A 10394-nucleotide genomic window follows, 5' to 3' on the forward strand; every position below is an offset into this window, starting at 1 on the left:
TCAATTATTTGTTGCCGGTGGCGTTCTTCAGCGCCAGACGGGCAGTGATGCGCAGGCGCAGCAAGCGCCATAAAATCCAGACCAGCGTGGCGGCAGCGATGCTCGCCGTCAGCAGATAAGTATCGTTGTAGGCCAGAATATTCGCCTCCAGCGCGGTGACCGTTTGCAGCTGCGTTATCGCCTGGGTGCCCAGCAGCGCGCTGTCGCCAATCAGGCTTTTGTACATTTGGGTATAAAGCTGAATTCGCTCGTTGACCAGCGGGTTGAGCGTGGTGAGCTGGTCCGCCAGCAGGCTTGAGTGGTACTTCTCGCGCCAGGTCTGGAAGGTGCCGAGGATCGCGGAGCCCAGCAGGCCACCGAGGTTCTGGCTCATGCCAAACATCACCGAGAAGCTGACCAGGTTACGCGGGTCGGCGATCACCCCGCCAATGGCGGCCAGCATAGCGGGCGCCAGGAAGAAGGCGCTGCCGAAGCCCAGCAGGAACTGGCTTACCATCAACTGATCCGGACGGGTCAGGTTGTTGGACTGGCTGTCCAGGAGCGAGGCAACAATCATCAGCGCCAGGGAGGTAATGATTGGCCACGCCAGTTTCGTCGGCTTGATGGTGAGACAGCTGGTGACAATCCCGCAGACGATCCCGGCGAAAATAGACCACGCCAGATGCGTCATCTGCTCGTTCTGTAAGCCCACGTACTGCAGCCAGCCGATGACGCCGGTGTTCTGCTCGGCCAGCACGATTCGGATCAGCAGCATAATTAGCCCCAGACGGACGATGCTGCCGCTCGACAGCCAGCGGGTGTTCAGCAGCGGGTTGCTGCGGTTATGTTCAAAGACGATGGCTGCGACAATCAGAACCAGCGATAGCGCCAGCGACCAGCCGATCCACGGCGCTTCGAACCACCAGTCCAGACGGCCTAAAGAGAGCACGGCGCAGAGGAGGGCCATCCCGGGGGCCATTAAAAAGAAGGTGATAAAGTCTTTTTTCTCGAAGACCTTGCGCCGGTCGCCCGGCGGCAGTTTTAAGGCTATCACGCAGGCCAGGGAGATCAGCGCCAGCCCCAGCTCGAAGAAATAGAGCCCGCGCCACTCGTCCAGCTGCAGCAGCTCGGTCGAAAACAGGCGGGCCAGCGGAATGGCGAGTGACGATCCGGTGATGCCGATGGTCAGCGCCTTCAGGCGGTGCTTCGCAGGCCAGGCCTGGATTTGATAGTAAATCCCCAGCGAGCTGAGCGCGGCGGCCACCATGCCGTGCGCGGCGCGAACCATCAGCGCCGAGCTGAGATCGTTTACGAACAGATGGAAGAAGGTGACCAGCACGTACAGCACCAGAAAACCTTCTGTAAAGGCGCGCAGGCCATACTGCTGGCGGAATTTAACCAGCAGCAGGTTGATGGAGATGTTGGTCATCACATAGACCGCGGGCAGCCAGGCGATTTCGGTGGACCAGGCCCCGAAAGTCCCCTGCAAATTTTGCAGGTTGGCGGTCACCACCGCATTGCCCAGCGCACCCGTCAGGCAGACCAGCAGGCCCACGACGCCGTAGGCAATGCGTTTTGGCGTACTGTGTTCGGGCGTGGAGGGCGAACCCAACAGGGCGGGTTTCTCATGTGGCTGCCACTCGCGAGGAGCATAAGGGTCGCGTTCGGGCAGGCGCATAACGTCGTTTACCTTAGAAATGATTGAATAATTAGCGGGCTAGCGATTCTACGTCTGCCGCAAATGATAATTCAAGTGAATATGATTTACGCATGTTAATCAAATGGTGAAGGGAAATTTAAGGAAAAAGAGCGGCCCGCAGGACGGGCCGGGAAGGGTCAGAGACGTTCGGGCTGCGCCTGGATGAGAGTGGCGCGCTTAACGCGGCTGGCGCAGAAAATCGCGATTAAAGAAATGGTCACCGTGACGGCAAGATACCAGGCCACCGGCACCCAGTCGCCGTCGTATTTTGCCAGCAGTCCGGTGGCAATCAACGGCGCGGTACCGCCAGCCAGCGCGGCACCCAATTGATAGCCGAGCGTAATGCCGGTGTAGCGCACGTTTGCACTAAAGATTTCAGAGCACAGCGTGCCGAGTACCGCGGTGACAGGTGCCCACAGCACGCCAAAGGCGATGACCGTCGCGAGCACGATACCCCATGTGGTGCCGGTATTGAGCAGCATAAACCACGGTACGATAAACAGGCCCAGCACGAAGACGCTGATCGCGTACATGCGCTGACGGCCTACCTTATCGGAGAGCAGCCCCATTAGCGGGATCATAATGGTCGCCACTAGCGCACCCAGCGTCACGGCTTCCAGCGCCTGCGATTTCTGATACGTCAGCGTGCTGGTGGCATAGCTCACCACGAAGGTCGAGAAAATATAGAACGGCGCGGTTTCAACCACCTTCAAACCGGCGGCAATCAGCACTTCACGCCAGTGATGTTTCAGCGTATCGCGCAGCGGAGCCTTAGCCACCTGACCGGACGCTTTGACTCGCTGAAAATCGGGCGTTTCATCAATATCTTTACGGATCCACAGGCCGAGCAACACCAGAACCGAGCTCAGCAGGAACGGGATGCGCCAGCCCCAGGAGAGGAAATCCGCCTCGCTGAACAGGGTCATCAGCGAAACGATAAAGGTTGCCATCAGCATACCGATGGTCACGCCCGCCTGCGGAATACTGCCGAAGAAGCCTTTACGTTTTTCTGGCGCATATTCATAGGCCAGCAGCAGCGCGCCGCCCCATTCACCGCCAATGCCCATCCCCTGAATGATGCGCATCAGGATCAGCAGAGCGGGCGCCCACAGGCCAATCATCTCATACGTGGGCAGCAGGCCAATCATGACGGTTGCACCTCCCATCAAAGAGAGGGTCAACACGAGGGTTTTTTTACGTCCGATGCGGTCGCCAATGTGGGCGAAAAGTACCCCGCCAATCGGGCGAATAAAGAAGGTTAAGGAGAAAGAGAGATAAGAGAGAATGAGTCCGATCACCGGATCGACCATCGGGAAAAAGATCTTATTGAAGACCAGCGCGGCCGCCGTACCGTAGAGAAAATAGTCAAACCATTCAATGGCGCTCCCGGTAAGGCTGGCGATTAAAACCTTTTTATTTTTACGTAACACCGTCGTCGTACTTTCATGTTCTGTCATGACCTGAAACCCCGCCACGTTGATGATGAGAGAGGTGTCACCTGGCGCGCTTCAGGTGCAACCTGTGATGATGAAAAAGGTTGTGAAATTGTTAAGCAACTTAGGGTTGGATGTTGCGTTTGGCAAGCGCAGGGGGGATAAAACTGGTCAGATCACGGTGAAATAAGCAGCGCTGGGTGCTTTTTCATGACGCCTGTACAATACAATGTTTTGTAAGGCTGGAAATCAAAAGCATAATAGGCAGGTGCAACCCGATGATTTTTGGATGTTTCTGGTTATTTCAGAAAAATGATAAATTCGGTGCTTCAACAACGTGAGGAGTTCACCATGGTTCAGCCCCATTTTCCCTTTCTGGCAGATGCCACGCTGGCGGCCATCAATACTGTCGGTGAATGGCTGGCGCAGGATGATCTGAGCGCGACGCGTCCGCTCCCGGAAGTCGATGCGGTGATTCTGGCAGGAAACGCGGTGATCCCAACCATTGACGCGGCCTGCCGGATGGCCTCTCAGCAAGACGTGCCGCTTCTGATTAGCGGCGGCATCGGGCATTCGACTAGCTTTTTATATACCGCGATTGGCAATCATCCGTGTTACCACACCGTACCGGTCACGGGGCGGCCTGAAGCGAGCATTCTTGCCGACATTGCGCGGGCGTTCTGGCAGATCCCCGAGGCGCAGCTGTGGGTTGAGGATCGCTCCACCAACTGCGGTGAAAACGCGCGTTTTAGCTGGAACTTGCTGAAACAGCGTCATCGAACGACCGGGCGGGTGCTGGTGGTGCAGGATCCGACGATGCAGCGCCGCACGATGGCGACGTTTGCCCGCGTTTGTCGGGATGAGCCCGTTTCACCGCAGTGGCTCAGCCATCCGGGGTTTACGCCGACACTGCAAAACGGAAACGAGGGCGTGGAATTCAGCGAGGGCAACACCGGCCTGTGGCCCGTTGACCGTTACCTTTCACTGGTTATGGGGGAACTGCCGCGCCTGTATGATAACGCCAACGGCTATGGCCCGGCCGGGCGGGATTATATTGCTCACGTTGAATTCCCCGATGCCGTCACCGCCGCATGGAAACAGCTGCAGCAGGATCCTGTCCTTGCGGATGCGTTGTCCAGGCGCTCGCTTTAAGGACGTAATTAGAAGCAATAACAACCGCTTCAGAATAACATTTGGCTTACAGCGACACCCTGGTCCGGCTGTAAATCGCCGAAGCGTTTCCGTAAGGCCGGGGCGAGGCGCAGGGATGCGCCGAGAGGGCGTGGCCTGCAGGGATGCAGGCTCATGCCCGACCCGATAGCCTGAAGGAATAAGCTGAGGGCACCGCAAAGCGGCGATTTACCGCCGGAAGCCTGGGTCGCCAGGGTGGTGGCGATTGAGCCACCCTGGCACGTTCACCGGTCATGTCGTTACAGAGTAGCAAGGAACATAACGTGAACGGAATGACCACCAGAGCCGTATGTTCCCCTCACCCTAACCCTCTCCCATAGGGAGAGGGGATGGTTCACAGCTCATATTAGCCCTGAATAAAGAAAAAAATCACAGCGCCGCAAACTTATCCAGCGTCCGCACCAGCTGCGTTACAAACCCATACTCGTTGTCATACCAGGCAACGGCTTTCACCAGCTGAAGGTCTCCCGCTTCTGACACCTCCGTCTGCGTGGCGTCAAACACTGAACCATAATGTGAACCAATCACATCTGACGACACGATCTCTTCATCGGTATACCCGAACGATTTATTGCCCTGCGTCGCCTTTTTCAGCGCGGCGTTGATCTCCTCAACGGTCACTTTCTTGCCCAGAATGGCCACCAGTTCGGTAACGGAGCCCGTTTTAACCGGTACGCGCTGCGCGTGGCCTTTTAGTTTGCCGCTGAGCGCAGGGATCACCAGACCAATGGCTTTGGCGGCGCCGGTGGTATGCGGAATGATATTCTCTGCCGCCGCCCGCGAGGCACGAAGATCTTTCCCGCGCGGGCCATCCACCAGCGCCTGGGTACCGGTATAGGCGTGAATGGTGGTCATGGTGCCCACCTTAATTTCAAACGCGTCGTTCAGGGCTTTCGCCAGCGGGGCGAGGCAGTTGGTGGTGCAGGAGGCGACGGAGATGATGGTATCACCGGCGTCAATGGTGTCGTCGTTCACGCTGTAGACGATGGTTTTCATGTCGCCCGCAGGCGCAGAGATCAGCACCTTCTTCGCGCCCGCGTCCAGATGCGCCCGTGATTTTTCTTCAGACGTATAAAAACCGGTGCACTCCACGACGATATCCACACCGGCGGTTTTCCACGGAATATGCTTTGCCTCTTTTTCGGCATAGACCGCTATGGTTTTACCGTCAACGATCAGCGCATCCTCGGTGAAATCCACGCTCCACGGGAAGCCACCGTAGTTGGAATCATGCCTGAGCAGGTAGGCCAGCACTTTGGGGGAGGTGAGGTCGTTGATGGCGACGACGGTATTACTGTCCTGGGTTTCAAGAAGGCGACGCAGAACAAGACGTCCGATGCGTCCAAAGCCGTTAATGCCAATTTTACTCATGGTGTTCTCCTGTAAACGTGTCGATGCGACAGTTTGAACTCATCCAGGCTTAGACCATCACGGGCAGGGCGGCAATTGAAGATGCTTCATGCGGGGGGAAGTATTTGAAAAACCATCCAGAAAAGTTAATGAATTTTTAAGGAAAGGGGATTATGTTGGCGCGGTAACTGTTTTTAATCGAGAAATCACATGCGCACTAAATATACAAGCCTGCAAATCGGCATCCACTGGCTGGTGTTTCTGTTAATCATCGTCGCCTACTGCGCGATGGAGTTCAGAGGTTTCTTCCCGCGCACCGCGCGTCCGGCGATCAATATGATCCACGTCTCATGCGGGATCGGTATTCTGGTGCTGATGGTGACGCGTCTGCTGGTTCGCCTGAAGTTCCGCGCGCCGCCGATTCAACCGAAGCCAAAAGCGATGGTGACGGGGATGTCTCATCTGGGGCATCTGGTAGTGTATCTGCTGTTTATTGCGCTGCCGCTGATTGGCATTGTGATGATGTATAACCGGGGCAGCGACTGGTTTGCCTTTGGCCTGGCGATGCCGCATGCGGCGGAGTCCAATTTTGACCTGGTGGATACGCTGAAGGCGTGGCACGAGACGCTGGCAAACCTGGGCTATTTTGTGATTGGCCTGCACGCGGCGGCGGCGCTGATGCATCACTACTTCTGGAAAGATAATACTCTTCTGCGCATGATGCCGAAAAAGCGTTCGTAGTCTTCTCGCCCGGCGGCGCTTCGCTTGCACGGGCCTACAAACGGCTCTGAATCGTAGGCCGGGATCGCTACGCGTCACCCGGCTTGTTTTTAACCCAGCAAAGCACGCTCTTCAACTGTTAATGCCAGCGCCTGGGTTGACCCCGTCTCAGACGACTTCACCGCCGCTTCCAGCACGGCCATCACCGCTAATGCCTCAACCGGGTGGACCGGATTGGTGATTTTCCCAAGCAGCGCGTCACGCACGTTGATGTAATACTGGCGCTGATCGCCTTTAGGGGTAGGGATCGTCTGCGATGCGCCGTCAGCGCCAAAGAACACCATACTGTCGCTGTCTTCGCCCCAGGCTTCACTCCCAGGGATAACCCCGGAGAGCAACTGTGCTTCCTGCTGATCGATTCTGGCCTTCACCACGCTGCCCTTGTCCCCGTGGACGGCAAAGCGCGCCGTACCGCCTGCCACCAGCATGCTGGCGTGCAGAATCACCTTATGCTCCGGATAGTTTAAGACCACGTGCGCCCAGTCGTTGATTTCTGCGCCGTCGCGCAGCGTCGCGATATTCCCCTGAACCGACTGCGGCAGACCAAAGAGCTGTAGCGTCTGGTCGATAAGATGGGGCCCCAGGTCAAACCACAGGCCACTCCCGGGGACATTCTGCTCGCGCCAGCGCACGCGCACTTCCGGGCGGAAGCGGTCGATATGCGACTCCAGGTGCTTAACCTTGCCGAGCGTGCCTTGCTCAATGACCTGCTTAATGCCGAGGAAATCGCTGTCCCAGCGGCGGTTGTGGAAGACAGAAAGCAGTCGCTGCTTTTCATCCGCCAGCGCAATCAGGTCGCGGGCTTCCTGCATGTCGAGGGTGAAAGGCTTATCCACGACCACGTGTTTACCTGCGTTCAGGGCCAGCGTCGCCAGCGGGGCGTGCGTGGCGTTGGGGGAGGCAATCACTACCAGGTCAACATCAGGATGCTGAATAGCCTCTTCAGGGGTGGCGACCACCTCTACGTCCGGCAGATCGCGTTTCACCTTCTCTTCATCACGAGAAGAGGCCACGGCCAGCTTAAGCCCGTCCACAGACTGGATTAACGGGGCATGGAAAGTTTTGCCCACAAATCCATACCCGATCAGCGCAATGTTAATTGTTCGAACTGTACTCATGAACTTCTCCACGTTAATTCGCGCACACCGTGACCTGCAATGCGCCAGGGTCCCCAAGCTCTGGCCAGGGACGATCTAAAAAGAGTTGTTGAATGTTAGATAACCCGGAAACCAGATACGGCTCGCAGCGGTTGACTTTCAGGTGGTCGGCAACAATCCAGTGCGCATGGCTTGCGTCAAGCATCGCGCGTTTAACCTCGGCATCCGCTTCTTTACCGGCGCTCAAACCGAGTTCAGCATGAATGGCGCACGCCCCGAGGATGGCGATATCTGCCCGATAGCGGGACAGCAAGGACAAGGTGGCGCTTCCGGCAAACAGGCGCTGCTTATGGTCCCATTTCCCGCCGAGCAGGATCAGTTCAACGTCTTCCCGGTCGCTAAAATGCTGGGCGATATCCAGCGACGTGGTAATGACGGTGAGCGGCCCGCGAAGAAAGGAGGCGACAGCCATCACCGTGCTGCCCGCATCCAGAAACAGGGTAGAACCCGCAGGAACCTGCTGTGCGACCTGTTTTCCCAGGCGCTGTTTGGTTTCCGGCAGCAGCGTATTGCGGCCCTGGCGATTCATGGCGGAAAGATTCAGCGCGATGGCCCCACCGTGGTTCTTCTGCGCCAGCCCCTGGTTTTCCAGGTCGGTCAGATCCCGACGGATGGTATCGGCTGAAACCTGCAGCTTTTCTGCCAGCTCGGTGATGCTGGCCTGGCCTTGCTCGCTCAGGATATCCAGAACGTGGCGTTGTCGTGCGGTTTTGTGCATCGGTCTGCGTTCCTGCAAAATGTCGCAATAGTTTGCATAATACAGCATTTTAACGCAGAGAAAAGGGCAACGTCGTTTTGATGTCGTGGAGAGGCGTGATGATTCAGATGCGTGATTATTAAAATTGTATTAACCAGGTATAAGTAAGCTGTTTTGAATGTTAACCACAATGTTATTGTTATGTTTTATTTAACGATTTGGGTTATGTAACCACTACACTCCTATTGTCTGGATTTTTATTCTGTTAAATGTTTCTAGTGTGGTTTTTGATTGCTTTAATTAGTTTATTAATAGCATTAAATTCTAATTTTGCTGGTTTGGCTACTTAAATTGACACTTCTTTGAAAATCTTTGTGTCTGACCCGCCCGGAAATTAACGCAAAAATGTGCAGGTAACCAATTAAGAATTTTCCTTAAATAACAGTCGGTTTATATGTTTCATCTGAAAGGTCATTTTAAGAGTTTTGTCCAGAAACCCCATCTTTTTTCTTAATTGTAACACCACATTAACATTGGGGGTGTAGTGGCTTATAACGCATTTTGTTATGCTGCTAACCACTTTAGGAAATAAGTAAATTCTTAATTTAAATAAGACGCAGGCAGATCTCATCTCCAGAGGAAATGGGTATGGGGAGTTTTACCTAAAATTCGGCAAGGATGCGAAAAAAGATATTTGTCTAATTATCTATACCTCTTTTTGGGTAATTGCTTCAGTGTCACTCAGAGTCAGGGAGATAAAAATGACGATATTGCGAAAGCCTATGTTACGTCGATTTACAGCAGCACTGGCATTCATTTCATTAGCCATAAATACGGCGTACGCCAATAGTAGTCAGGTGGGTATTGCCCCGGTTGCCACGACAACCTTAAAAGAAAGTATTCTTTTTGCTATCGATCGCGATCCGTCGATTAGTCAGCAGGCCGCGCAACTCGGTATTGGTCAGGCGCAAATAGATGAAGCGCGCAGCGGCTGGATGCCGCAAATATTGCTGAACGGCAGCACGGGCCATAGCCAGACCACCGATTCCAGCGGGTCGCTGAAGAATTCAGCCGCGTGGGGGCTGAGCCTGACGCAGCTGATATATGACTTTGGCAAGACCAATAACAGCATCAGCCAGTCTTCCGCCCAGCGCGATAGCTACCGCTACCAGCTGATGAGCACGCTCTCTGACGTGGCGGAAAAAACGGCGCTGAGCTATGTCGAGGTCAAACGCTATGCCGATCTGCTGCAGGCGGCAAAGGAGAACGTTCAGGCGCTAAAAAATGTTGAGCAGCTGGCAAAGCTGCGCGCCGACGCGGGCGTGAGCTCGACCTCCGATGAGCTCCAGACCCGCACGCGTATTGCCGGCATGCAGGCGACGGTCGCGCAGTATCACGCCGCCTTAAACAGCGCCCGCGCAAGGCTCGCGGTATTAACCGGAATGCAGGCCGATAACTTTTCGCCTGTACCCGCAAATCTCGCGGTTGAGCCTGATTCGCTCAACCGCATTGATTATTCGCTGATACCGGCGGTCATGGCCGCGCAAAACATGGAGCGCTCTGCCCAGTATGGCGTGGAAACGGCGAAGTCCCAGCACTGGCCGACCCTAAGCCTGAAGGGCGGACGTACCCGTTACGAGTCAGACAACCGTTCGTACTGGGACGACCAGATCCAGCTCAACATTGACGCACCGCTTTATCAGGGCGGCGCGGTCTCTGCACGCGTGCGGCAGGCTGAAGGGGCACGGGCCATGGCCTCCTCTCAGGTCGATCAGGCGCGTTTCGATGTCCTGCAAAAAGCCTCCGTCGCGCAGGCGGACTGGACCGGTGCACGGGGAAGAATGGAGGCCGGGAAACAGCAGCTGGAAAATGCCCTGCGCGCCCGTGATGTCTATAAAAATGAGTACACCCTTAGCAAGCGGAGCATTAACGATCTGCTCAGCGTTGAGCAGGATGTCTGGCAGGCCACCTCGGCGAAAATAATCGCTGAGTATGATGGCTGGAGTTCGGCAATTAATTATGCTTCCGCGGTTGATAATTTAATGCCGCTTATTGGAATAGAGAAAAACGCTGCCGCAAAACTACCCGATTTGAGTTAAAAAAAGACG

Annotated in this window: 8 protein-coding genes; 3 read left to right on the forward strand and 5 right to left on the reverse strand. The window is 55.4% G+C overall.

Annotation, left to right across the window (positions count from 1 at the left end; genetic code table 11):
- Positions 1–4: 4 nt before the first annotated feature.
- Both LJA86_RS06380 and LJA86_RS06385 read right to left on the reverse strand, forming a co-directional pair.
- On the reverse strand, positions 5–1657 hold the full coding sequence (locus tag LJA86_RS06380) for an MFS transporter (RefSeq protein WP_045910485.1): 1653 nt from the start codon (positions 1655–1657) through the stop codon (positions 5–7).
- Positions 1658–1815: 158 nt separating this feature from the next.
- The gene (locus tag LJA86_RS06385) at positions 1816–3135 is read right to left on the reverse strand and encodes an MFS transporter (RefSeq protein WP_046092563.1); all 1320 of its coding nucleotides are present in this window, start codon (positions 3133–3135) and stop codon (positions 1816–1818) included.
- 327 nt (positions 3136–3462) lie between these two features.
- Here LJA86_RS06385 and LJA86_RS06390 point away from each other — a divergent pair, with 327 nt between their 5' ends.
- Complete coding sequence (locus LJA86_RS06390; protein ID WP_229225833.1) at positions 3463–4263, forward strand: YdcF family protein; 801 nt, start codon at positions 3463–3465, stop codon at positions 4261–4263.
- Between the two features lie 408 nt (positions 4264–4671).
- Here LJA86_RS06390 and gap read toward each other — a convergent pair whose 3' ends face one another.
- Positions 4672–5673: a type I glyceraldehyde-3-phosphate dehydrogenase gene (gene gap / locus LJA86_RS06395; protein ID WP_024908382.1), complete on the reverse strand. Its 1002-nt coding sequence runs from the start codon at positions 5671–5673 to the stop codon at positions 4672–4674.
- A gap of 189 nt (positions 5674–5862) precedes the next feature.
- Here gap and cybB point away from each other — a divergent pair, with 189 nt between their 5' ends.
- On the forward strand, positions 5863–6393 hold the full coding sequence (gene cybB, locus LJA86_RS06400; RefSeq protein WP_045910487.1) for a cytochrome b561: 531 nt from the start codon (positions 5863–5865) through the stop codon (positions 6391–6393).
- 89 nt (positions 6394–6482) lie between these two features.
- Here cybB and LJA86_RS06405 read toward each other — a convergent pair whose 3' ends face one another.
- The gene (locus tag LJA86_RS06405) at positions 6483–7550 is read right to left on the reverse strand and encodes an oxidoreductase (protein ID WP_229225834.1); all 1068 of its coding nucleotides are present in this window, start codon (positions 7548–7550) and stop codon (positions 6483–6485) included.
- 13 nt (positions 7551–7563) lie between these two features.
- Complete coding sequence (locus LJA86_RS06410; RefSeq protein WP_023618764.1) at positions 7564–8307, reverse strand: DeoR/GlpR family DNA-binding transcription regulator; 744 nt, start codon at positions 8305–8307, stop codon at positions 7564–7566.
- A gap of 740 nt (positions 8308–9047) precedes the next feature.
- On the opposite strand from LJA86_RS06410, the gene LJA86_RS06415 reads away from it, so the two are divergent.
- A complete protein-coding gene (locus LJA86_RS06415) occupies positions 9048–10385 on the forward strand; it encodes a TolC family outer membrane protein (protein ID WP_229225835.1) in 1338 nt (445 codons plus the stop codon).
- Positions 10386–10394 lie beyond the last annotated feature (9 nt).

The sequence above is a fragment of the Enterobacter sp. TCD1-1 genome, assembly GCF_020567405.1.
In the GTDB taxonomy this organism is placed as follows: Bacteria; Pseudomonadota; Gammaproteobacteria; order Enterobacterales; family Enterobacteriaceae; genus Enterobacter; species Enterobacter quasiroggenkampii.